At 50.9% G+C, this 22,427-nt stretch carries 16 protein-coding genes and 9 pseudogenes; 14 read left to right on the forward strand and 11 right to left on the reverse strand.

The genetic code is table 11. The features are described from left to right. The first annotated feature begins 81 nt into the window (after positions 1–81). Positions 82–775 (forward strand): annotated as a pseudogene (locus ACWWJF_RS22480) (IS1 family transposase). Between the two features lie 15 nt (positions 776–790). Here the strand turns inward: ACWWJF_RS22480 and ompW are convergent. Then, the gene (ompW, locus tag ACWWJF_RS22485; RefSeq protein ID WP_455870621.1) at positions 791–1,429 is read right to left on the reverse strand and encodes an outer membrane protein OmpW; all 639 of its coding nucleotides are present in this window, start codon (positions 1,427–1,429) and stop codon (positions 791–793) included. A 282-nt stretch (positions 1,430–1,711) separates the two neighbouring features. Here ompW and ACWWJF_RS22490 point away from each other — a divergent pair, with 282 nt between their 5' ends. The 4 genes from ACWWJF_RS22490 (at position 1,712) to yciA (ending at position 4,166) form a co-directional block, all read left to right on the forward strand. Then, positions 1,712–2,125, forward strand: a complete 414-nt coding sequence (locus tag ACWWJF_RS22490; RefSeq protein ID WP_455870622.1) for a YkgJ family cysteine cluster protein — start codon at positions 1,712–1,714, stop codon at positions 2,123–2,125. An 89-nt stretch (positions 2,126–2,214) separates the two neighbouring features. Next, entirely contained in the window at positions 2,215–2,967 is a 753-nt protein-coding gene (locus tag ACWWJF_RS22495) for a YciC family protein (protein ID WP_455870623.1), read from the forward strand. Between the two features lie 182 nt (positions 2,968–3,149). Next, the gene (locus ACWWJF_RS22500) at positions 3,150–3,704 is read left to right on the forward strand and encodes a septation protein A (RefSeq protein WP_455870624.1); all 555 of its coding nucleotides are present in this window, start codon (positions 3,150–3,152) and stop codon (positions 3,702–3,704) included. A 27-nt stretch (positions 3,705–3,731) separates the two neighbouring features. Continuing rightward, positions 3,732–4,166 (forward strand): acyl-CoA thioester hydrolase YciA, encoded by a 435-nt coding sequence (gene yciA, locus ACWWJF_RS22505; RefSeq protein WP_455870625.1) that lies wholly within the window; start codon positions 3,732–3,734, stop codon positions 4,164–4,166. A 186-nt stretch (positions 4,167–4,352) separates the two neighbouring features. Here yciA and tonB read toward each other — a convergent pair whose 3' ends face one another. Then, a complete protein-coding gene (gene tonB, locus ACWWJF_RS22510; RefSeq protein WP_455871218.1) occupies positions 4,353–5,105 on the reverse strand; it encodes a TonB system transport protein TonB in 753 nt (250 codons plus the stop codon). A 138-nt stretch (positions 5,106–5,243) separates the two neighbouring features. Here tonB and ACWWJF_RS22515 point away from each other — a divergent pair, with 138 nt between their 5' ends. Both ACWWJF_RS22515 and ACWWJF_RS22520 read left to right on the forward strand, forming a co-directional pair. Continuing rightward, entirely contained in the window at positions 5,244–5,540 is a 297-nt protein-coding gene (locus tag ACWWJF_RS22515; RefSeq protein WP_455870626.1) for a YciI family protein, read from the forward strand. 217 nt (positions 5,541–5,757) lie between these two features. Beyond that, a pseudogene (locus ACWWJF_RS22520) lies at positions 5,758–7,299 on the forward strand (methyl-accepting chemotaxis protein); the annotation flags it as partial. An 8-nt stretch (positions 7,300–7,307) separates the two neighbouring features. Here the strand turns inward: ACWWJF_RS22520 and ACWWJF_RS22525 are convergent. Both ACWWJF_RS22525 and ACWWJF_RS22530 read right to left on the reverse strand, forming a co-directional pair. Beyond that, positions 7,308–8,476, reverse strand: a protein-coding gene (locus ACWWJF_RS22525; RefSeq protein ID WP_455870627.1) for an IS3 family transposase whose coding sequence is annotated in 2 segments (ribosomal slippage) — positions 7,308–8,221 and positions 8,221–8,476 — 1,170 coding nt in all. Because the reading frame shifts where the segments join, the coding sequence is not laid out codon by codon here. A gap of 266 nt (positions 8,477–8,742) precedes the next feature. Continuing rightward, positions 8,743–8,915, reverse strand: a pseudogene (locus ACWWJF_RS22530) (YciY family protein). A gap of 203 nt (positions 8,916–9,118) precedes the next feature. Here ACWWJF_RS22530 and cls point away from each other — a divergent pair. The 4 genes and pseudogenes from cls to ACWWJF_RS22550 all read left to right on the forward strand — a co-directional run. Continuing rightward, a complete protein-coding gene (gene cls, locus ACWWJF_RS22535; protein WP_455870628.1) occupies positions 9,119–10,579 on the forward strand; it encodes a cardiolipin synthase in 1,461 nt (486 codons plus the stop codon). A gap of 94 nt (positions 10,580–10,673) precedes the next feature. After that, positions 10,674–10,997, forward strand: a complete 324-nt coding sequence (locus tag ACWWJF_RS22540) for an HI1450 family dsDNA-mimic protein (RefSeq protein WP_222160700.1) — start codon at positions 10,674–10,676, stop codon at positions 10,995–10,997. 134 nt (positions 10,998–11,131) lie between these two features. Continuing rightward, positions 11,132–11,838: pseudogene (locus tag ACWWJF_RS22545) on the forward strand (transposase); the annotation flags it as partial. Between the two features lie 198 nt (positions 11,839–12,036). Beyond that, positions 12,037–12,480: pseudogene (locus tag ACWWJF_RS22550) on the forward strand (IS3 family transposase); the annotation flags it as partial. 17 nt (positions 12,481–12,497) lie between these two features. On the opposite strand, the pseudogene oppD reads toward ACWWJF_RS22550, so the two are convergent. From oppD to ACWWJF_RS22570, 4 genes and pseudogenes are all read right to left on the reverse strand, one after another. Next, a pseudogene (oppD, locus tag ACWWJF_RS22555) lies at positions 12,498–13,433 on the reverse strand (oligopeptide ABC transporter ATP-binding protein OppD); the annotation flags it as partial. Between the two features lie 9 nt (positions 13,434–13,442). After that, positions 13,443–14,345, reverse strand: a complete 903-nt coding sequence (gene oppC / locus ACWWJF_RS22560; RefSeq protein WP_455870629.1) for an oligopeptide ABC transporter permease OppC — start codon at positions 14,343–14,345, stop codon at positions 13,443–13,445. An 11-nt stretch (positions 14,346–14,356) separates the two neighbouring features. Beyond that, positions 14,357–15,277, reverse strand: a complete 921-nt coding sequence (gene oppB / locus ACWWJF_RS22565) for an oligopeptide ABC transporter permease OppB (RefSeq protein WP_455870630.1) — start codon at positions 15,275–15,277, stop codon at positions 14,357–14,359. 100 nt (positions 15,278–15,377) lie between these two features. Continuing rightward, positions 15,378–15,923: pseudogene (locus ACWWJF_RS22570) on the reverse strand (ABC transporter substrate-binding protein); the annotation flags it as partial. Between the two features lie 139 nt (positions 15,924–16,062). On the opposite strand from ACWWJF_RS22570, the gene ACWWJF_RS22575 reads away from it, so the two are divergent. Then, positions 16,063–17,394, forward strand: a complete 1,332-nt coding sequence (locus ACWWJF_RS22575; protein ID WP_455870631.1) for an IS4 family transposase — start codon at positions 16,063–16,065, stop codon at positions 17,392–17,394. A 139-nt stretch (positions 17,395–17,533) separates the two neighbouring features. Next, positions 17,534–18,574, forward strand: a complete 1,041-nt coding sequence (locus ACWWJF_RS22580; protein WP_455868660.1) for an IS481 family transposase — start codon at positions 17,534–17,536, stop codon at positions 18,572–18,574. 235 nt (positions 18,575–18,809) lie between these two features. Here ACWWJF_RS22580 and ACWWJF_RS22585 read toward each other — a convergent pair. Further along, positions 18,810–18,887 (reverse strand): annotated as a pseudogene (locus ACWWJF_RS22585) (thymidine kinase); the annotation flags it as partial. A 611-nt stretch (positions 18,888–19,498) separates the two neighbouring features. On the opposite strand from ACWWJF_RS22585, the gene hns reads away from it, so the two are divergent. Next, positions 19,499–19,906, forward strand: coding sequence for a histone-like nucleoid-structuring protein H-NS (gene hns / locus ACWWJF_RS22590; RefSeq protein WP_455870632.1), 408 nt, complete (start codon positions 19,499–19,501; stop codon positions 19,904–19,906). A gap of 40 nt (positions 19,907–19,946) precedes the next feature. On the opposite strand, the pseudogene ACWWJF_RS22595 reads toward hns, so the two are convergent. Continuing rightward, a pseudogene (locus ACWWJF_RS22595) lies at positions 19,947–21,143 on the reverse strand (IS256 family transposase). A gap of 187 nt (positions 21,144–21,330) precedes the next feature. Then, complete coding sequence (gene galU, locus ACWWJF_RS22600) at positions 21,331–22,245, reverse strand: UTP--glucose-1-phosphate uridylyltransferase GalU (protein WP_455871219.1); 915 nt, start codon at positions 22,243–22,245, stop codon at positions 21,331–21,333. Positions 22,246–22,427 lie beyond the last annotated feature (182 nt).

Here is a 22,427-nt window from a genome sequence, read left to right on the forward strand (position 1 = left end):
ACCCTGTTTATGATTATTTTTTGGGTAATGCCTTCAAATAGTTGGCTTTTGTGATATTCTGCCGCTATTTGAGGTTTCCACGTGGTTACTGTTTTTGTTCATTGCCCTCGCTGCCATTCAGATAAAGTTTATCGACATGGCCTTAGTCCAACTAAGCGCGAACGCTTCCGGTGTCACTGCTGTCGCCGTGTATTCCAGCTTACCTACCGCTATGAAGCGCGAAAGCCGGGAGTCAAAGAGCAGATCGTTGATATGGCCTTCAACGGTGCCGGTGTTCGCGATACCGCCAGAACGTTGAAAATCGGCATCAATACGGTCATCCGGGCTTTAAAAAGCTCTCGCCCCGCAGGATAACGTCTTCTCCCGTTGCTCACGCCGACGTCGCCCTTATCTGTGAACTTGATGAGCAATGGAGCTTCGTTGGCAGTAAGGCGCTACAGCACTGGCTCTGGTACGCTTACAATACCAAAACGGGCGGTGTTCTGGCCTACACTTTTGCCCCCGAACCGATGAGACCTGCCGTGAATTGCTGGTTCTGTTGACACCGTTCAACATCGGCATGATTACCAGTGACAACTGGGGCAGCTATGCAAGAGAGGTTCCGAAGCAGAAACATCTGACTGGCAAGATCTTCACGCAACGCATAGAGCGCAATAACCTGACGCTCCGTACCCGCATTAAACGACTGGCGCGTAAAACGATTTGCTTCTCGCGCTCCGTCGAGATCCACGAAAAAGTCATCGGAGCCTTCATCGAAAAACACATGTTCTACTAATTGGAGTCATTACCATTAAAAGCGATAGCCAACACCAAACATAAAGGTAAAGGGATCGAGACGGGTTCTGATCGATTGTGGGCCCAATGAAGAATTAAAACGCACATCGGTATCAATATTCATCCACCAGACTGAAGCATTAATCAGCCAGTTATTATCCAGGTTATAATCCAACCCAGCCTGTGCCGCCACACCCCAGGAATTTTTCACGCTAAGATCGCTCAATCCCAATCCCAGATTCTTGCCGCGATCGTTGAATTTCTCATCAAAGAACATGGTGTAGTTGATACCGACACCAAGATAAGGACGCAGTTTGTCTTTTGCATCCCGGAAATAATACTGCGCCATCAATGAGGGCGGCAGATGGCTGACCTGTGCGATATTACCGATGCCTTGCAACCCAACATTGTGCGTAAACGGGATTGCAGCCAGCAACTCCATGCCAATGTTGTCGGTGACCATGTAGCTGAACGTCAGCCCCAACTGCGTATCGTTATCGACTTTGAAAGAGCTGACGTTAAGCACCGTATCACCACCCGCATTCGGGCGCACGGTAGCCGTTCCTGCACACACAATAAAATCACCAGCTTGATGCGCCTGAGCGAAGACAGGCAGCAACGTTGCGACGAATAGAGCCAAAGACGTTTTTTTCATTATTACCCACTCTCTTTATATGGTTTAAAGTCGAGCGAAGAATACCTCTAAGTAGGTATTCTTGTTTTAAGCCAGATCACAACTTTTGTGCTAAAAAAGCGAAATCCTAAACACATCAAGATGCGCTAACCAATTAAAAAACCTAAAATTGATTTGCATCAATTTTCAATTCAGCACGAATTTAGTGCGCAGGTTAATTCTGCACCTTCACGGCGATCAATCAGTGGCGCTATAGTGAGTGTCTACCCGGCACCGTTGATGACGTAGTGGAAGAGGTAAACCATGGGGACGCCGAACCAGGAATCGAATAGCGGTGATAACCTCGACAGTTGCCTGCGATGCGGTGCCTGCTGCGGTTTTTTTCGCGTTTCATTTTACTGGGCAGAAGCTGATGACGGGGGCGGACTGACACCGGCAGGTCTGACAGAACCCATTACTCCATTTATTCGTTGTATGCAGGGCACCAACAGCAAGGCTCAATGTCGTTGTGCTGCGCTGGAAGGTGAGATCGGTCAGGCAGTCAGTTGCAACATCTATTCACAGCGTCCCTCTCCATGCCGTGAGTTTTTACGCTCCGGAGAGAACGGGGAGGAAAATGATGCCTGCAATCGAGCCAGAGCCCGCCCACTATTGCTTGCCCCCGCTGTAACCTGCCGAATAAATTTGCAGCGAATACCCTTTTCAGACGTGCAGTAAGGTGTAACCTTTTGAGGTAACAGGTTACAATGTGGATCATTGGGCGCAGTGACGCGTCGTTTTCACTGTTGAATAGCCAAGGAGCCTTCATGTCTATCACGGCCGGTACCCTCTACCGTGACACTATGAATTTTACGCGTAACCAACTTATCGGCCTGTTGTTGATGTCATTGCTCACGGCGGTCATTACTGTCATGTTAAATCAAGTATTGATACCGGCACCTGAACAATTACAGCTATTGAGTAATGTCAGCGGCGATCTCTCCAGCACCGGTCAGTTAGGGTTGCATGACCTGATTCAACAGATGACGCCCGAGCAGCAGATGGTGCTGCTCAAAGTTTCCGCTGCCAGCACCTTTGCAGCACAGGTCGGCAATGCCTTGCTGACTGGCGGAGTGCTGACGCTGGTAAGACAGGTTTCTGCCGGACAACCCACCAGTGCGCTACGCGCGATTGGTGGTTCCGCTCCGTTGCTGCCACGACTGTTCTTTTTGATTCTGGTGGGTACCATTTTGGTGCAACTGGGCATGCTGCTGTTAATTGTGCCGGGGGGGTTGCTGGCCATAGCAGTGAGTATGTCACCGGTGATCGCAGCGGTTGAGAATAAAGGCGTTTTCGCCTCCATCCGCCTCAGCGCAAAGCTCGCTTATAGCAATCTGAAGCTGGTTGCCCCAGCCGTACTTTTTTGGTTATTGGCTAAAGTTGCCCTACTGATGCTGGTTGCGCGTTTGCCGCTGGCATCGCCGACCACCATGGCAATTCTGATGAACGGGGTAAGCAACCTGATCTCTGCCATCTTTTTGATCTATCTTTTCCGTCTGTATATGTTGCTACGTCAATAATGCGTGAACATGCCGTCTGCGGGCGGCATGTTTGATTAACAGAAAAGTAATGTTCTGCAAATTCTTACGATAAAACAGGAAGCGGATGGCGCAATCAAGGATAATGACAATCAGCAGCAGACGATCGCCTACGGGTGAATGTAGTTAATCTTTGGCACCTCGCGTTGTAATAGGTCGATATAATGAAGCAACTTCTTGATTTCTTACTTTTAGTTATTTTTTTCGTCGTATACAAATTGCACGATATCTTTTGGGCAACCGGTGCGCTGATCGCTGCCACACTCGTTGCGTTCCTCTACAGCTGGTACAAATTCCGCAAGGTGGAAAAAACCATGCTGGTCACCGTGGTGTTGGTGGCGGTGTTCGGCGGGCTGACTATCTATTTCCATAACCCCGAATTCATCAAATGGAAAGTCACAATCATTTATGCGTTGTTCGCCGGTGCGTTACTGATCGGTCAGTGGTTTTTCAACAAGTCGCTGATTCAGAGCATGTTGGGCAAAGAGATTACGCTGCCGCAACCGGTTTGGCGTAAGCTGAATAGCGCCTGGGCGCTGTTCTTCATTGCCTGCGGACTGCTCAATATCTATGTTGCGTTCTGGTTGTCAGAAGGTTTGTGGATGAACTTCAAGGTATTCGGGCTGACAGGGCTCACCTTGTTGTTTACACTGGCCTGTGGCGTTTACATCTATCGCCATCTGCCGTCTGAGCAGAATAATAACGAAAGCAAACAGTAATCCTTTAAACGTTAACCTGAGACGACGATGAGTACTACTCAAACAGCACCTCACGGTGAGCTGGTTCTGCGCACGCTGGCTATGCCCGCTGATACTAATGCCAATGGCGATATCTTTGGTGGTTGGCTAATGTCGCAAATGGACATTGGCGGTGCCATCATGGCGAAAGATATTGCCGAAGGGCGCGTTGTCACTGTGCGCGTTGACGGCATGAGCTTCCTCAAACCCGTCGCTGTCGGTGATGTGGTTTGCTGCTATGCCCGCTGTCTGCGCACCGGGCGCAGTTCGTTGGATATCAATGTGGAAGTGTGGGTGAAGAAGGTCTCGACTGCCCCCATCGGGCAACGTTATCGCTCAACCCAGGCGCTTTTCACCTACGTGGCAGTGGATGAAGCGGGTCACCCCTGCGAATTACCATCCGGAAAAAGCCACTTTACCGCCCCCGACCCGGCCCAGAAATAATCGTGATGACAAAGCCACTTTCCCCTCGTCATCCTCGGTAAAAGTCGGGGATCTCCAGAAGAATAAACGCGTTTCTTAGGTAAGAGATTCCCGCCTTCGAGGGAATGACGGTGGGAGTTGGCAGTTTGTCAGTAACCTCAAGAACCGCATTTGCGGTTCTTTTTTTATTGATGTGCAGTGGCGAGTTTATTCAACTACGGCGCCACCATCAATTTTAAAGATGATGGTGACCTGCAAATCTTTACCCGGTTTTCCCGCTTCGTAACGCCATTTACGCATTGCTTGACGAATATCGCGTTCAAACATATTGCGCGGCTGTGCGTTCAGCACGCGGATATTGTCTACTCGCCCTTCACTATCCACATCAAACTGAAGCGTTGCCCTGCCTTCCACGCGCAGCGCAAACGCGCGTGCCGGATAATGCGGTTGCGCGCGGCTCAACGGGCGCGGCCCTGACGACTGCGCCGAGGCAGACGGTGCCGGAGCTTGACGTACAGGCGCATTGTCACGGGTTTTGCTGGCATCCTCTGAGGTAAACGGCGAGGGTGGCTGTTTCTCATCAGCCTTCTCTTGCGTCTTCTTCGGTTGCTCGACCTTTTTCTTCACCGGCTCCGTTTTCGGTTTCGGTTCTGGCTTTGGCTCAAGCAACGGGATCGCGACAGGCTGCGGCAAAGGTTCCGGCTCTGGCTCAGGTTGTTTCACTGCTTCGACCTGTGGTTCTGGCTCCGGCTCAGGCTGTGCAGCCTGCGGTGCGGGGGCCGCTTCCGTCGCCGCAGGTGCGACCATCACGACGCTGATCGGCTTCGTCGTCTGAGGAAGTTCAAGTGCGTCATTAAACGATGCGTATAACAATACGGCGATTAATCCACCATGAGCGCCAACAGAAAGTAAAAAAGACCATGATTGGCGGCGGATTCCTAATAAAGTTGTTTGCGGCATAATTTTTCGTTGTCCTCTTAGCCGCCCAAGTTTAAATGCAAATAGCAATCATATTCAATAAGAACCCGATAGTTTGTTAAAAAAACCACGGGCAGAGTATGATGGTGTTTTCACGCTATTCCCTTGAGGATTATCAAGATGTTGTACATCATTTTTGCTAAGGACGTTCCTGGTTCATTGTCAAATCGTCTGGCTGCACGCCCTGCCCATTTGGCACGCTTGCAAACCTTGCGCGATGAAGGTAGGCTGCTTACAGCAGGTCCACTCCCCGCCGTTGATAGTGAAACCCCCGGTGATGCTGGATTTACCGGTTCCGCGGTTATTGCCGAATTTCCCTCACTGACCGACGCACAGCACTGGGCTGATGCCGATCCTTACGTGGCCGCAGGCGTGTATCACAGCGTAATCGTAAAACCCTTCAAAAAGGTGTTTTAACCCTGCATTACCAACGGTTATTTTGTTTAAGACAGCATTTAAGATGCAGCAAAAGCGCCCGATTTAACGCATTTTTGCTGTATTACTGGCTGCATTTAAACGGCGTGTTTATTTCAGTTAATTTGAAAAACATCAGTAGCTGAAGGAAAAAGCTGAAATAATATAGTCATTTAACAATGCTATGGTACTGACTCTTGTTAATTGAGAGCCAGGACTTATGCTACCACGATTCGCGTTTCTGAAGGGAAAAGGGACATTGCTCCGCAGATTCCGACCCAGCATTTTTTTGGGGTTATTGCTGATTATCGGTTTGTTTTCGCTGCTACAACTGATGTCGATCGCGATTATTTCTAACACCATGAGCCAGGTGCAGCGCGATACCACGGCCAACGATCGATTACGTGAACAACAAGCACTTTTAGATCAGGCGCGTATGGCAGTAATGAACGCCAGCGATAAGTTAAACCGCGCGGTTATCTATCTAATGGTAGATAAGGAGACCGGCTCATTAGGCAGTTGGAATAGCCTGATGGAAGAGGCGCAAGTCTCTCTCAAACAGGCTCAGGACTATTATCAGCAGATCGAAAAACCTGACGACAATGACAGCGACAGTCAGGCGTTACTGCGTAGCTACCAACAACTGTATCAAGGGCTGGTTGAGTTGGCTGACGGTATCAAACAGAGCAATCAGATCGATATCTTTTTTATGGTGCCTATTCAGGCTTACCAGAATGATTTCACACAGAAATACGGACACTATCTGGCGAATAATACCGCACGACAGAAGCAGCACGGGGAACAATTTCTGGTTTCCCTCGACCGCACCCACACCATCTTCATGATTGTACTCGGACTGCTGTTAGCCGTGTCGTTTGGCGTGTGGGGTATCGTGAATCGGATCATCATTCGCCCCCTCAATCGCATTATTTATCACCTTGGGCGCATTGCATCCGGCGATCTCTCACAGCAGCTTAATGAGAACAGCGGCTGTACTCGCGAGATCGCCGTGTTAAACCGTAGCATGGCGCAAATGCAAACCGGGTTGACCGACCTCGTTAGCCAGGTTCGCCACGGTATTGAAGGCATGACGCAGCACGTTGACCGCGTCGCTGTGGATAATCAGACGCTGTTTTCACAGGCCAGTCTGCAAGCCACTGCGCTAAAAGCGACCACTGACAACATTCTTCAGTTGAATGAGCAACTGGCGCAGCACACCCAGCATACCGAGCAGGCAAGCCAGCATGCTCTGAAAACCAGTACCATGGCCGCTCACGGTGAGTTGATGATGAATGACGTGCATGCCGCAATGTCCGACATCACCGGACGCACCAAAGAGATGACGGATGCCATCGGGATGATCTAAAACGTGGCGTTTCAAACACACATTCTCTCATTGAATGCCGCCATTGAGGCAGCGCGAGCGGGTGAACTGGGACGCGGTTTTGCGGTGGTTGCCCGCGAGGTCGGCACATTGGCAGCGCAGAGTAGTCAGTCAGCGCAGCACATTAATGTGCTGATTCGCGACTCAGACAACAGCGTCGCGACCGGTGCCAAATTGGTCAAAAAATTGAGCGACAGCCTGCAAAACATTATCCGTTCCGCACAGGGCACTGGCACGTTCCTCAATGAAATCGCCGACATTTCTGCGCAGCAAACCCAGCATATTCAGGCGGTAACCGAGCGCATTCAAACCCTGAACGACACGGTTAAACAGAATGTCAGTCAGGTAGAAGCCAGTGCTGATACGTTTAACGCGTTATGTAGTGGTCAACTAATATTGGCCACCGCATTAGACTGTATGTAGAACAGTCGCTCAGATTCGTTTGGAGTTAAGCCGCCGTTATACCAGTGAGGCCGGATAGCGCTGTAATACCCCGTGATGTAGCGGATAATCGCGTCCTGGGCTTCGCTGAAGCTGTTGTAACCCTTTGTCGGCACCCATTCTGTCTTCAGGCTGCGGAAGAACCGCTCCATTGGCGCATTATCCCAGCAGTTACCCCGCCGACTCATACTCTGCTTTATCCGGCAGCGCCACAGGGCTTGCCGGTATTGACGGCTGGTATAGTGGCTGCCCTGGTCGCTGTGGAACATGACTCCTGTTGGTTGTCCCCGGAGTTCCCAGGCCATCTGCAACGCTTTAACTGTCAGCGCCGAGTCCGGCGACGTCGACATGGCCCAGCCCACCGGTTTGCGGGCGAACAGGTCTAGCACCACCGCAAGGTAAGCCCAGCATTTGCCCGTCCAGATGTAGGTCACATCGCCGCACCAGACCTGATCCGGCGCGGTAACCGCGAACTGGCGGTTGAGATAGTTCGGTATTTCAACGTGTTCATTGCCGCCGCGTTTGTATTTGTGAGCCGGTCGCTGGCAGCTAGCGATACCCAGCTCCTTCATCAGCTTGCCAGCCAGCCAGAGCCCCATTTTGACACCAGAGCTGCCGGTGACGATGGTCGCGATACTTCGAGCGCCGGCAGAGCCGCCGCTGGCGTTCCAGGCTTCCATGACGCGACTACACTTAACCACGCGCTCACCGTCGGGTTCATTAGCGGAAGCCTGCCAGTGCCTGTAGCTGCTGCGATGTACCTCAAAAGTTTGGCACAACGCCGTGACCGGGTATCGTGCCCTCAGCCTGTCGACTACCGTGAACCGTTGAGTGAGTCCGACATTAAGAGCGCCGTAGCCTTTTTTAGGATTTCGTTCTCCATTTCAAGGCATTGGACTTTTTTCTTCATCTCACGCAGCTCGAGCTGTTCAGGGGTAAGAGGAAGTCCCGTTGGCGTTTTTCCCTGTCGTTCAAGGCGAAGCTTATTGACCCAGCGACTAATGGCAGAATGGCTGACATTAACCGCCTCTGCGGCCTTAACGTATGTGTAGCCGTGGTCGACAACCAGCTTTGCGGCTTCGAGCTTAAATTCCGCCGTAAAATGTTTACCCATGAGGTCACCTGTCGTGTTGATGAGGTGAGCATATCACCTCCGATCAGGTGGCCAGTATCAGTGTGCCACTACATTACTGGCACAGACCGAACAGTTGCGCTCATCCATCACCCTCTTCACCCTGCCAACGTCAAACGCGCTGGATACGGAGCAACCCGCATCATCCGCACTATTGGGTATCGCGCGCTAGCAGCACACGGACAACACTAAACAATAACGGCCACAATGCGTGGCCGTTCAGATTGCTTACACGTCCGTTTAGACAACTACCACTCGTAGGCCACCGCATACAGCAGAGCACGACGCTGATGTTTCTGTTGCAGATAACGGGCTGAATATGCCGATAAGTGCGTGACTTGGCTTCCAACCAACGGCCTCTGCGCCGCTGAACCTGGCGTAACATGCGCCACCGGATCACTTCATTTCTGCTGCGTCTCATGACAACACTCTTTATCGAAAACGGGAGGGGGTGCGGCGTGGTAGTATAGCGCGTTCTCAGGTCAATCCAAGCGTCGTGCTCTTTTTGCTGTGTCTGTACCGGCAATTTCTTCCTATTCTATTCAGACGAAAGGAATTTCCTCTTTTGGCAAACTATGCGTACACTTTATGTCAATCGTGTGCCAAAGGGATCTGTGCGCTGCTATGACGACTTTTTACACTCTGTTGAGTTGGCTACTGGTTCTGGGTTACTGGCTGCTGATCGCTGGCGTTACGCTTCGTGTCTTGATGAAGCGCCGTGCGGTTCCTTCTGCAATGGCCTGGTTGCTGGTCATCTATATTCTGCCGCTGGTCGGTATCATCGCCTACCTTTCGTTTGGCGAGCTGCATCTGGGTAAGCGACGCGCCGAACGAGCCAGCCGCATGTGGCCATCAACGGCTAAATGGCTGCGGGAGTTGGCTGAGTATCGGCAGATCTTCGCCACTGAAAACAGTGAGGTGGCGCGCTCACTGTTCCAACTGTGCGAACGTCGTCAGGGGATCGGTGGTATCAAGGGATACCAGTTGCAGTTGCTGACCACTTTTGAAGATACCATCAAGGGGCTGGTGCGTGACATTGATCTGGCACGCAGCGACATCGAGATGGTGTTTTACATCTGGCAACCCGGCGGACTGGTTGAACAGGTCACTGCGGCCTTAAAGAAAGCGGCTCAGCGCGGTGTAACCTGTCGAATTTTGCTCGATTCTGCGGGCAGCGTCGATTTCTTTCACAGCACCTATCCCTCACAGATGCGCGAGGCTGGGATAGAGGTAGTGGAAGCCCTCAAGGTAAACCTGTTCCGTGCTTTTCTGCGTCGCATGGATTTGCGACAGCACCGCAAAGTGGTCCTGATTGATAATCGGATTGCCTATACCGGCAGCATGAACATGGTCGATCCACGCTTTTTCAAACAGGATGCAGGCGTCGGCCAGTGGGTCGATTTGATGGCGCGTATTGAAGGTCCGATCACCACCACCATGGGCATTATCTATTGCTGCGACTGGGAAATGGAAACGGGTCAACGCCTGTTGTTGCCGCCGCCAGATGTCGGTCTGATGCCGTTCGAACAGGAACGTGGGCATACCGTGCAGGTGATTGCATCAGGTCCGGGTTACCCCGAAGACATGATCCACCAAGCGTTGCTGACGGCCGTCTACTCCGCACGACACCAGTTGATCATGACCACGCCCTACTTCGTCCCCAGTGACGATCTGCTGCACGCTATCTGCACGGCGGCACAGCGCGGCGTCGATGTCAGCATTATCCTGCCGCACAAAAATGACTCCGTCTTGGTCGGTTGGGCCAGCCGTGCGTTTTTCAATGAATTATTTGCCGCTGGGGTAAAAATCTATCAGTTTCAAGATGGATTACTGCACACCAAAAGCGTGTTAGTCGACGGGCAACTCAGTCTGGTAGGCACCGTCAACCTGGACATGCGCAGCCTGTGGCTCAATTTTGAAATCACGCTGGTGATCGACGATGACGGTTTCGGCAGCGATCTGGCCTGCGTACAGGAAGATTACATCGCTCGCTCACGACTGATGGATGAAAGCAAATGGCAACAGCGTCCTTACTGGCAGCGTATTGTCGAGCGCCTGTTTTACTTTTTCAGCCCATTTTTGTGATGCTCTGGTTCCCGACAATCGCCGTGCGTTGCGCTGTCAATAGACGAGCCGTCATGTTCTAATAGTGCCATTACTGAATCTATGGAAATGCCTTATGGACCTGAACAACCGTCTTACGGAAGATGAAACGCTCGAGCAAGCTTACGATATCTTTCTTGAACTGGCGTCTGACAACCTCGACCCGGCGGATATTATCCTGTTCAATCTTCAATTTGAGGAGCGCGGTGGTGCAGAATTATTTGATCCCGCCGAGGACTGGCAAGAGCATGTCGATGTCGATTTGAATCCCGACTTTTTTGCAGAAGTGGTGATTGGTTTGGCGGAAAAAGATGGCGACCCGATCAACGACGTGTTTGCGCGTATTTTGATTTGCCGTGAAAAAGACAACAAGATGTGCCATATCTTGTGGCGTGAGTAACCCCTCTTCGTAACGGCCTGCTGATATGCAGGCCTTTTTTATGGTCAGCCTTGTAGCGGATTGTAGTGGCACACTGATACTGGCCACCTGATCGGAGGTGATATGCTCACCTCATCAACACGACAGGTGACCTCATGGGTAAACATTTTACGGCGGAATTTAAGCTCGAAGCCGCAAAGCTGGTTGTCGACCACGGCTACACATACGTTAAGGCCGCAGAGGCGGTTAATGTCAGCCATTCTGCCATTAGTCGCTGGGTCAATAAGCTTCGCCTTGAACGACAGGGAAAAACGCCAACGGGACTTCCTCTTACCCCTGAACAGCTCGAGCTGCGTGAGATGAAGAAAAAAGTCCAATGCCTTGAAATGGAGAACGAAATCCTAAAAAAGGCTACGGCGCTCTTAATGTCGGACTCACTCAACGGTTCACGGTAGTCGACAGGCTGAGGGCGCGATACCCGGTCACGGCGTTGTGCCAAACTTTTGAGGTACATCGCAGCAGCTACAGGCACTGGCAGGCTTCCGCTAATGAACCCGACGGTGAGCGCGTGGTTAAGTGTAGTCGCGTCATGGAAGCCTGGAACGCCAGCGGCGGCTCTGCCGGCGCTCGAAGTATCGCGACCATCGTCACCGGCAGCTCTGGTGTCAAAATGGGGCGCTGGCTGGCTGGCAAGCTGATGAAGGAGCTGGGTATCGCTAGCTGCCAGCGACCGGCTCACAAATACAAACGCGGCGGCAATGAACACGTTGAAATACCGAACTATCTCAACCGCCAGTTCGCGGTTACCGCGCCGGATCAGGTCTGGTGCGGCGATGTGACCTACATCTGGACGGGCAAATGCTAGGCTTACCTTGCGGTGGTGCTAGACCCATATCGTTATACACATCTTTTGGCCATTTTTTGAACAGGATGCTCAGAACCCCGTGAATTAAGGCATTCAAGCCATCCCATTGGCTTTTTGAGGTTCAAAATGCCACTCTGAGATAAACCCGTAACTCATTGATTAAACAGTGCGTTAGAAAGATGTGTATAACGATATGTGCTAGACCTGTTCGCCCGCAAACCGGTGGGCTGGGCCATGTCGACGTCGCCGGACTCGGCGCTGACAGTTAAAGCGTTGCAGATGGCCTGGGAACTCCGGGGACAACCAACAGGAGTCATGTTCCACAGCGACCAGGGCAGCCACTATACCAGCCGTCAATACCGGCAAGCCCTGTGGCGCTGCCGGATAAAGCAGAGTATGAGTCGGCGGGGTAACTGCTGGGATAATGCGCCAATGGAGCGGTTCTTCCGCAGCCTGAAGACAGAATGGGTGCCGACAAAGGGTTACAACAGCTTCAGCGAAGCCCAGGACGCGATTATCCGCTACATCACGGGGTATTACAGCGCTATCCGGCCTCACTGGTATAACGGCGGCTTAACTCCAAACGAATCTGAGCGACTGTTCTACATACAGTCTAATGCGGTGGCCAATATTAGTTGACCACTACACACCTCCTGACAGCGTTCCATGGCGTAGGGACACCGGGGAAAGAATGGACATCCCTGCGGTAAATGCAACAGATTGGGCGGATTACCGGGGATTGTGGCCAGCGTCTCGTCACTGACATCCAGACGGGGCACTGAATTAAGCAACCCTACCGAATAAGGGTGAGAGGGACGATAAAAGACATCGCGCGCGCTGCCATATTCCATAGTGCGACCCGCATACATCACCAACACCTTGTCACAAATGCCTGCTACCACGCCTAAATTGTGGGTAATCATGATGATGGAGGTGTTAAATTCCCGTTTTAAATCCGCAAGCAATGTCATCATTTGCGCCTGTACGGTGACATCCAGCGCCGTAGTCGGCTCATCGGCGATCAGCAGTTTGGGCTGACACAGCAGCGCCATGGCAATCATGACACGCTGACTCATCCCCCCCGAAAACTCATGGGGATACATTTTCATGCGCTGGCGTGCCTCTGGCATTCGCACCGCATCCAGCATATTCACCGCACCGTCAAACGCCTCGCTACGACTGCACCCTTGATGAAACATCAGGACTTCCATCAACTGCTCCCCAACGCGCATATAGGGATTAAGCGAGGTCATCGGATCCTGAAAAATCATGGCGATCTCTTTCGCCCGCAGCTTGTTCAGCGATTTTTCTGGCAGATTGAGAATTTCATGCCCCATGAAGCGGGCCGAACCGCTGGCCTGTCCATTTGCCGCCAGCAACCCCATCAGCGCAAACGCGGTCTGCGATTTTCCCGAGTCGGATTCTCCGACAATGCCCAGCGTTTCACCCTGTTCCACAGTAAACGTCAGCGCGTTCACCGCAGTGACATCCCCTTCCTCGGTAGCAAACCGCACGCTGAGATCCGTGACGCTGAGTAACGGGTGCAGCGCGCGCAGGTTATTCCCTTTCTGTTCTGCATGTTTCGCAATCATAGCAGCTCCTCAACGATCCTTCGGGTCCAAGGCATCCCGTAAGCCATCGCCGATAAAATTAAAACAAAACAGGGTGACACCCAAAAACGCAGCCGGGAACAGCAGCAGCCAAGGCGACACTTCCATTGAGTTCGCCCCGTCATTGAGCAGCGAGCCCCAACTGCTGAGCGGCTCTTGCACGCCCAGCCCAAGAAAACTTAAAAACGATTCGAACAGGATCATACTGGGAACCAGCAGTGACGCGTACACAACAACACCCAGCACATTCGGCACGATATGGCGCAACACAATGCCCGTGGTAGACACACCACACACCACCGCCGCTTCAATAAACTCTTTACGTTTGAGGCTAAGCGTCTGTCCGCGCACAATCCGCGCCATATCGAGCCATGACACCATGCCAATCGCAATGAAGATCAGCAGTAGCTGCTGTCCAAAAAAAGTCACCAGCAGGATGACGAAAAACATAAACGGAAATGAATTCAGGATCTCCAGCCAGCGCATCATGACAGAATCCACTTTGCCACACGCGTAGCCAGAAATGGCCCCGTACAAGGTGCCCACCAGCACGGCAATCAGCGCGGCAGCAATGCCCACCAGTAATGAAATTTTCCCGCCGATGGCAACGCGCACCAGCAGATCGCGGCCGTTAGAGTCGATACCAAAATAGTGCTTTGACGCCAAATCCGGTGCCTGAGACATCAGGGCGAAATCGGTATCGGCAAAATTGAAGGGAGACAACAACGGAGCCAACGTAACAAACAGCGTAATACTCCCCAGTACCATCAGACTCGCCACGGCAGCGCGGTGATGCATAAACCGCCGCCCGGCATCCTGCCATAGACTACGTCCCTTGATTTCCAATGATTGCCCCATCTTCATCAGCGTGTGATGATTTTGCTTTCTGAACATCCTCACCTCACTCAATAACGAATTTTGGGATCGATGACGGCATACAACACATCGATGATTGCATTAAACAGGATTGTCAAACTGCCCACCAGTATGGTTAGGCTAAGCACCAGAGAATAGTCCCGGTTCAATGCACCGTTAACAAACAGTTGTCCGATGCCTGGCAAACCGAAAATGGTCTCAATCACCATTGAACCAGTGATAATACCGACAAACGCTGGCCCCATGTAGGAGAGCACCGGCAGCAAGGCCGGTTTCAGCGCATGGCGCAAAATGATGTGGCGCATCGGCAGCCCTTTGGCGCGCGCGGTACGGATAAAATTGGCGTGCAGCACTTCAATCATCGCACCGCGCGTGATACGTGCGATACTGGCAATGTAAGAGAGTGAAAGCACCACCATCGGCAGTAACACATATTTACCTGTCCCACCGTTCCATCCCCTGGCGGGCAGCCAGCGCAGCGTGATGGAGAACACCAGCACCAAGAGTGGCGCGACCACAAAACTGGGGATCACTACACCGGTCATGGCAAATCCCATAATGGTGTAGTCCCAACGGCTATTTTGGTACAACGCCGCTACGATGCCTGCCGTCACGCCCAGAATCACGGCGAACACAAAGGCGGCCGCACCAAGTTTAGCGGAAACAGGAAACGCACTCGCCACCAGATCGTTAACCGAGTAGTCCTTATATTTAAAGGACGGACCAAAATCCCCCTGCGCCAATTGGAGCAGATAATTACCATATTGTTTCAATATCGGATCGTTGAGATGGTATTTGGCCTCAATATTTGCCATCACTTCCGGGGGCAAATTACGTTCGCCGGTAAAAGGACTTCCCGATGCTAACCGCATCATACAGAACGAAATCGTAATCAATATAAACAGCGTCGGTATCGCTTCCAGACAGAGACGCAGAATAAATTTCAGCATGGTTCTACCTATAAAGGCATTGCACCTGTGTCTGTGCTCGCCTTCTCTCTACCGATCATTTTTTCGGCAAGAGAGAAGCGATGCACATTAAGGGACGGCGTTAATGTTGCAAAATATAAAGATCTTTCACATGAATATTGTCGAGCGGATCATTTCCCGTCAGACCACCAACATAGGGTTTCACCAACCGGGTATTGGCGTAATAAAATACCGGGATCGTCACCGCATCGCGGTCCAATTGCGTTTCAGCCTGTTGATAAACAGTCGCACGTTCTTCTTCATTGGCCACTTGCAGTGATTTCGCTATAAGCGCATCAAACGCAGCGCTTTTGTAATGTGACCTATTTGAGCTACTGTCCGATAACATGCTGTTCAAAAATGACGACGGCTCATTATAATCCGCACACCACCCGGCGCGTGCCAAGTCGAAATTGCCCTGATGGCGTGTACTGAGAAACGTCTTACATTCCTGATTTTCCAATTTTACGTTCACACCAATATTTTGCTTCCAGAGCGACGCGGCCGCAATCGCCATTTTCTTATGCAGGTCGGAGGTATTATACAGCAGCGTCAACGTCAGCGGTTTTTCCGGTGTATACCCTGCTTCGGTTAACAACCGTTTTGCTTCAGCATTGCGTTTTTCCTGCGGTCAGGTAAACCCACCTCGTTATACACAAGTCCGCAACGCCTTATATGCCAAGGGTTAGCGGGCTGAAATAGGCAGCCGGTGGGGTTGTAAATGAAGTGAAACCGACGTGTACTATCGCCATTTACGGCGCTGAAAAATGACACGGGATTCAGATGGCTGGGCACACCAAGAACTGGAAGGGGTAAATCTTGGTGACACGAGGCTCAATAAGCGTGCCAAAGGGCTTTTGATACGGCTGGCTGAGAATCCGCAAGCCAGCATTCCGCATGCGTGCCTCGGATGGTCTGAGACGCTGGGTGCTTACCGCTTCATGGAGAACCAAGCATTCGAATGGCGAGACATTCTGCAACCTCACTGGCAGCGTACGCAGGAAAGGATCCGAGAACACGAGGTTGTGCTGTGTATCCAAGACACTACCGAGCTTGACTTCAACGGGCAGCAAATCCAAGGCTTGGGTCCCTTGAACTACGAAGCCAGGCGTGGTCTGTACCTGCATCCGACCTACGCGGTCAGTCCGGATCGCGTGGGGTTGGGCGTACTGGATGCGTGGATGTGGGCAAGAGAGCCGAAGGATGCAGACGGAAAACGCGATGGGCTCAAGGAGAGTACGCGCTGGCTCGAGGGATACGAGCGAGTTGCTGAACTCGCCTCGGAGTTGCCAAACACACATCTGGTGTACTTAGCCGATCGCGAAGCGGATATCAAGGCGTTGATGCAGCTCGCTGATGACCTTGGCACTCCGGCTGACTGGTTGATCCGCTCGACTCATAATCGCAGTCTGGACTGTAATGAGAAGCTTTGGCAGAAGGTTGGAAAGACCGTGCCGGTGGGAGAAATCCAATTCGTTATGGCGGCTCGCGCGGGGCAGAAGGCGCGTACGGTGAAACAGGCGCTGCGCGTGAAGCGAGTGTCGCTGCGTTGCGGGTTGGCAGTGACTTGTGTGATAGCCAAGGAAATTGAGCCGCCAGCAGGCGTGAAGCCGGTCGAGTGGCGGTTGCTGAGCAATCGCGTACCTGAAGGACGAGAAGATATCGTGGAGCTGATCGACTGGTATCGGGCTAGATGGGAAATCGAGATGTTCTTCAATGTGCTGAAGAACGGCTGCTGTGTCGAAGCGTTACAGTTATCGACCGTGGATCGCATTGAGCGGGCATTGGCGCTGTTCATGATCGTGGCATGGCGCATCGCCTATTTAATGCGTATGGGACGAACCTGTCCAGAGCTAGACGCAATGTTGTTCTTTGATTCCGACGAGACTCATGGCGCTTACCTACTGATGAACAAGCGTATGCCCAAGGGCCGCCCTAAGCTAAACGAAGTATTGCGCTTAGTTGCGCAACTCGGAGGCTTTCTTGCTCGAAAAGGCGACGGTGAACCAGGCGCAAAAACTATCTGGAAAGGCTTGCAGAAAGTCATGACGGCCGCCGAAACGCTACGCGCGCTCAGGCACGAACAGAGATGTGTATAACGAGGTGCCTCATCCCCCGTTCCTGATAGTTATAAGATGTATTAGTCGCGACTTGATCTGACACTGGACCTTGAAAGGTTGAGAGTTACCGGTTTTGATATGGGTGTCGAATCCTTATACAAAACACGAGGTAACTCTCATGCTTCATACTAACAATCCCATCATCAAACACAAAGCCGGCCTGCTCAATCTCGCCGAAGAACTCGGTAACGTATCAAAAGCCTGTAAAATCATGGGGGTGTCACGCGACACGTTTTATCGCTATCAGGAACTGGCGGCAGAAGGCGGCATTGACGCTCTGGTTAACCAAAACCGCCGGGTTCCCAACCTGAAAAACCGTGCTGATGAAGCCACTGAACGTGCGGTTGTTGATTACGCCATTGAGTTCCCGGCTCATGGCCAGCACCGGACCAGTAATGAGCTGCGTAAAAAAGGCGTCTTCATTTCTGGCAGCGGTGTGCGCTCCATCTGGCAACGACACGATCTGGAAAACTTTCGTAAGCGCCTGAAGGCACTTGAGGAAAAAGTTGCCAGAGAAGGCATCGTACTTACTGATGCTCAAATCGCTGCACTGGAGAAGAAGGCGCACGACGACGAAGCCTGTGGTGAAATAGAGACTGCTCACCCGGGTTATCTGGGGTCGCAGGACACCTTCTACGTGGGTAATCTGAAAGGTGTTGGCCGTATCTACCAGCAGACGTTCGTGGATACGTACTCGAAAGTGGCGCACTGCAAGCTTTACACGAGTAAAGCACCGATCTCTGCCGCCGACCTGCTCAATGATCGCGTGCTGCCGTTCTACGAAGCTCAGGGGCTGCCAATGCTAAGAATACTGACGGACAGGGGGACGGAGTACTGCGGTAAAGTGGAACAACATGACTATCAGCTGTACTTGGCTATCAACGATATAGACCATACGAAAACGAAAGCGATGTCTCCGCAGACAAACGGTATCTGCGAGCGCTTCCATAAAACTATTTTGCAGGATTTTTATCAGGTTGCGTTCCGTAAGACGTTATACGAGGACCTAGAAAGTCTACAAAAGGATCTGGACAACTGGTTGTGGCATTACAATAATGAGCGAACTCATCAGGGTAAAATGTGCTGCGGGCGTACGCCAATGGCCACGTTACTTGATGGTAAACGAGTCTGGGCAGAAAAAAATCTGAACCAGATTTAATCTGACAGACACCTGTATAAGGCTTTGTTGAATAAACAGATTTTATGCTACCAGCCCAGTAAAACGATTGTTTCCAGCAACGTAAAATCATGCAGTTAAGCATCATGAGAAAACGGAATGCCTGAGGTGATAAGCATTTTCTACCAAAATGGGCATAGTAAAACAGCACGATTCCCTATTATTCAACAAAGCCCCTGTATAAATAACCGGTAACTGTCAGATCAGGTCTGAGCTAATACATATAAGAGGACTGTAATAATGCGGTAGACTTTCCCGCGTTCATTGCCGAGTAATAAAAATAAAGCTGTGCCATGTTTATAACCCCAAAAGAGCGCTTTACCCGTGCAACGCGCGGCGGCGCATTGTATCATATTTTAAATAACCGGCGTGCCCGCTTGTCTATGCAGCTCCACGTGTCGTGAGAGACTACGAGTCGGGATAGTGACGCCATCACCGCCACAATGGTGTCGGTAATCGCTGTATATAAGGCAATGGGCAATTGCGAAAATTCCTATACTGAGGAAAACATTAACAGCATGAGCGATATTTAACGTAAATAATTAGCATTGTATGATATCGCCCCAAACGACGTGAAATCGCCCTCTTCTGAATAAGGGAACGAGTAACTTGATTTGTGTTTATCGACGCTGACAAAAGGTAAACGTTTCGGGTATAAAAAATGCTTATATCGCATCCTGTCGGCATCGCCGCTGACCGTTTTAACGCAACGTGCGTAGTAATACTCAAGTAACAAGTATTTCATTTGTTAACAACGTGGTTTTATTTACCTTAGTGGTAACGTGATATCGGTTTTAAAAACGCCATTTTTTAACAATATTACAAATTTGACTATTGCAGAAAATAAAATAGCCATCTATTATCACCCTACATACGCCACCAATAATATTATTTGAGATTATCACAATGAGCGAAGCACTAAAGGTTCTAAACAACATCCGTACTCTGCGCGCCCAAGCGAGAGAATGCAGCCTGGATACTTTGGAAGAAATGCTGGAAAAACTGGAAGTCGTTGTCAATGAGCGTCGTGACGAAGATAATCAGGCTCAGGCAGAAATCGAAGAACGTACCCGTAAATTACAGCAATATCGTGATATGTTGATTGCTGATGGCATCGACCCGAATGAACTGTTGCAATCTTTGGGTGCAGCAAAAACACCGGTCAAAAGCAAACGCGCTGCGCGCCCGGCAAAATATCAATATACTGATGAAAACGGTGAAGCAAGAACCTGGACTGGCCAAGGCCGTACCCCTGCCGTGATCAAGAAAGCCATTGAAGAGCAAGGTAAATCTCTGGACGATTTCCTGCTATAATTCCCAAGACCCTGTACATGATTCTGTGTAAATGCCTTTCTCAGTAGTGACCGTCCAGGCGGCCACCGAACTCGATAATAAAACGGCTCATTGCCATACGCCAGTCCCGCAGTGGCATCGTCCATTTCTGTGAGGCCGACGGGATTGCCAGCCACACCACCTTTTTCACTGCGTCGTCAGTCGGGAACACCTTGCGTTTTTAATCGTATGCCGGATCACACTGTTCAGCGACTCGATGACGTTGGTTGTGTCGATGACTTTGCGGATATCTGCCGGGTAAGCGAAGAACGTTGCCAGATTGCTCCAGTTCGTCTGCCAGCTCCGGCTTATCTGTGGATAGCGGCTGTCCCATGCGCTGGCGAATGCTTCCAGCCCCTGCTGGCCTGCTTCTTCCGTAGCGGCCTGATAGATGGCTTTCAGGTCGCGTGTGACGGCTTTGTAGTCCTTCCAAGAGACGAACCTCAGGCTGTTGCACGATGCACAGCTGGATGCGGGCTTCCGGATACACCGCGTTGATGGCGTCCGGGAAGCATTTCAGACCGTCGACACAGGCGATGAGGATATCGTTCAGGCCGCGGTTTTTTAGTTCTGTCAGCACATTGAGCCAGAACTTCGCGCCCTCGTTTTCGGCCAGCCACATACCCAGCAGTTCTTTCTGGCCCTCGATGTTGATACCCAGTGCCAGGAACACGGATTTATTGATGACGCGACTGTCCTGCCGGACCTTCAGGATGATACAGTCAAGGTAAACAATGGGATAGACTGCATCCAGTGGACGATTTTGCCATTCAGTAACCTGTTCCATCACGGCGTCGGTGACCTTCGAGACCAGCGCCGGTGAGACATCCGCGTCATACAGCTCGTTGAACGCAGACGCTATCTCGCGGGTGGTCATCCCTCTGGCGTACAGGGACAGGATTTGATTATCCATCCCGGTGATCCGGGTCTGGTTTTTCTTCACCAGTTGTGGTTCGAAGGAGCCATCACGATCGCGCGGAGTACGTAGTGCCAGAGGGCCATCCCCGGTGGTCACGGTGTTTGTGGAATAGCCGTTGCGGGAGTTGGCCCCCGGTTTGGGCTGATTTTTATCGTAGCCCAGATGGTGGGACATTTCGGCGTTGAGAGCAGCCTCAACGCTGATTTTCTTCAGCAGGCGATCGAATTGGCTGAGATCGTCAGGGGTTTTGAGATTTTTGGCCAGTTCGTTAGCCAGAGCCTGCAACTGTTTTTCGTCCATAAATTAACCTGTTTTTGATGTTGGATTGAACATATCAAAATCAGGCAATTACACAAATTTATGTACAGGGTCATTCCCAATCGGAATTGTTGTGCTTATTTAACAAAAAACCCCGTTTAACGGGGTTTTTTATATCTATTTTTCGTGACGCCCCGCGAAACACAAGGCAAAGCGCCATCGAATCAGGTTATTTCACATCATTTTCATTAACGGTTTCATTAAGCCATGCGGCAAAATCATTACCCAGCGTATTGTGACGCAGGCCGTATTCTACAAATGCACGCATGTAACCCAATTTGTTTCCGCAGTCATGACTTACACCTTTAAGGTGGTACGCTTCCACGGTTTCTTTTTCCATCAACATGGCAATGGCATCCGTTAATTGGATTTCATTACCCGCTCCCGGCGGTGTTTTTTCCAGCAGAGACCAAATATCAGCCGAAAGTACATAGCGACCGACAATAGCCAAATTAGAAGGTGCCTCTGACGCCTTGGGTTTTTCCACTACGCCCACCATCGGTGCACTGTCTCCAGGCTCTAATGTCTGCCCTTTGCAATCAACAACACCATAGCTGCTGACCTCTTCAACCGGTTCAACCATAATTTGGCTGTGACCCGTTTCAGAAAAACGAGCCAGCATTTCACTCAGGTTGTCTTTCTTCAGATTGGATTCAAATTCATCAATGATAACGTCGGGCAAAATAACAGCGACGGGTTCATCCCCCACTAAAGGGTATGCGCACATGACAGCGTGTCCCAATCCTTTCGCCAGACCCTGACGTACTTGCATGATGGTGACATGTTTCGGGCAAATAGACTGAACTTCTTCCAACAGTTGACGCTTAACGCGCTTCTCCAGCATCGCTTCCAGCTCAAAACTGGTATCGAAGTGGTTTTCAATGGAATTCTTGGATGAGTGTGTAACCAAAATGATTTCGTTCAAGCCTGCGGCAATACACTCATTGACGACGTATTGAATGAGCGGCTTATCAACCAGCGGCAACATTTCTTTTGGAATCGCTTTTGTTGCCGGCAGCATCCGAGTCCCTAGCCCTGCGACGGGGATGACCGCTTTTTTAACTTTTTTATTCACCGTTGACATAACAACCTCTGATATACCGTTCAAATAATGAACTTTATTGCCGGGTTTAATTCGTGGTACACCAGCCTGCCCGGCCAGAGACGACACCCGGTAAACACAATGGCTATGATAAAAATAAAACAACGCTTTATATAGTAGGAAATAAAAATTAATTACGAAAGCGAAGAGTATGCAAAAAATTG

This window comes from Symbiopectobacterium sp. Eva_TO (genome assembly GCF_053848865.1).

Coding starts and splice junctions, on each gene's coding strand:
- ompW (WP_455870621.1), bottom strand. CDS start 1,429: ATGAAAAAAACGTCTTTGGCTCTATTCGTCGCAACGTTGCTGCCTGTC.
- ACWWJF_RS22490 (WP_455870622.1), top strand. CDS start 1,712: ATGGGGACGCCGAACCAGGAATCGAATAGCGGTGATAACCTCGACAGT.
- ACWWJF_RS22495 (WP_455870623.1), top strand. CDS start 2,215: ATGTCTATCACGGCCGGTACCCTCTACCGTGACACTATGAATTTTACG.
- ACWWJF_RS22500 (WP_455870624.1), top strand. CDS start 3,150: ATGAAGCAACTTCTTGATTTCTTACTTTTAGTTATTTTTTTCGTCGTA.
- yciA (WP_455870625.1), top strand. CDS start 3,732: ATGAGTACTACTCAAACAGCACCTCACGGTGAGCTGGTTCTGCGCACG.
- tonB (WP_455871218.1), bottom strand. CDS start 5,105: ATGCCGCAAACAACTTTATTAGGAATCCGCCGCCAATCATGGTCTTTT.
- ACWWJF_RS22515 (WP_455870626.1), top strand. CDS start 5,244: ATGTTGTACATCATTTTTGCTAAGGACGTTCCTGGTTCATTGTCAAAT.
- cls (WP_455870628.1), top strand. CDS start 9,119: ATGACGACTTTTTACACTCTGTTGAGTTGGCTACTGGTTCTGGGTTAC.
- ACWWJF_RS22540 (WP_222160700.1), top strand. CDS start 10,674: ATGGACCTGAACAACCGTCTTACGGAAGATGAAACGCTCGAGCAAGCT.
- oppC (WP_455870629.1), bottom strand. CDS start 14,345: ATGTTCAGAAAGCAAAATCATCACACGCTGATGAAGATGGGGCAATCA.
- oppB (WP_455870630.1), bottom strand. CDS start 15,277: ATGCTGAAATTTATTCTGCGTCTCTGTCTGGAAGCGATACCGACGCTG.
- ACWWJF_RS22575 (WP_455870631.1), top strand. CDS start 16,063: ATGACACGGGATTCAGATGGCTGGGCACACCAAGAACTGGAAGGGGTA.
- ACWWJF_RS22580 (WP_455868660.1), top strand. CDS start 17,534: ATGCTTCATACTAACAATCCCATCATCAAACACAAAGCCGGCCTGCTC.
- hns (WP_455870632.1), top strand. CDS start 19,499: ATGAGCGAAGCACTAAAGGTTCTAAACAACATCCGTACTCTGCGCGCC.
- galU (WP_455871219.1), bottom strand. CDS start 22,245: ATGTCAACGGTGAATAAAAAAGTTAAAAAAGCGGTCATCCCCGTCGCA.